Origin of the sequence: Corynebacterium sp. HMSC062A03 (assembly GCF_001811145.1) — a bacterium.
In the GTDB taxonomy this organism is placed as follows: Bacteria; Actinomycetota; Actinomycetes; order Mycobacteriales; family Mycobacteriaceae; genus Corynebacterium; species Corynebacterium aurimucosum.
On sequence record NZ_KV803667.1, the window covers coordinates 1 to 342 of the forward strand.

The following is a 342-nucleotide window of genomic DNA, read 5'->3' on the forward strand; positions in this document are numbered from 1 at the left end:
CATTTCGTGTGGATAAACCGATACGGATTCCCGGGGCAGCCTGGGATAATACGGTGATCTTGATTTTGAATCGGTTCCAACGGCCCGATCTGTGAAATCAACACTGGATAGTCCTAGGTCTGTGATAGGAGGACTGCTGCTGGTGCGGTAAGGCCAATTCCTATGGCTAATAGGAATCGGCCGTCGTGTGACATGTGCGGCCACGGACTGGTTAAGAACGGCAAAACCGCGGCAGGAACCCAGCGCTGGTTGTGTCCTAAATGCAACGTTTCATCGATTAATGCCCGCGCACACACCAGCGAGATTCGGCACTTCAAAATCTTTATTGACTGGATTCTTTCC

1 pseudogene is annotated in these 342 nt (G+C 51.2%); it reads left to right on the forward strand.

The features are described from left to right. Nucleotides 1–162: 162 nt before the first annotated feature. Nucleotides 163–342: pseudogene (locus tag HMPREF2781_RS12180) on the forward strand (IS256 family transposase); the annotation flags it as partial.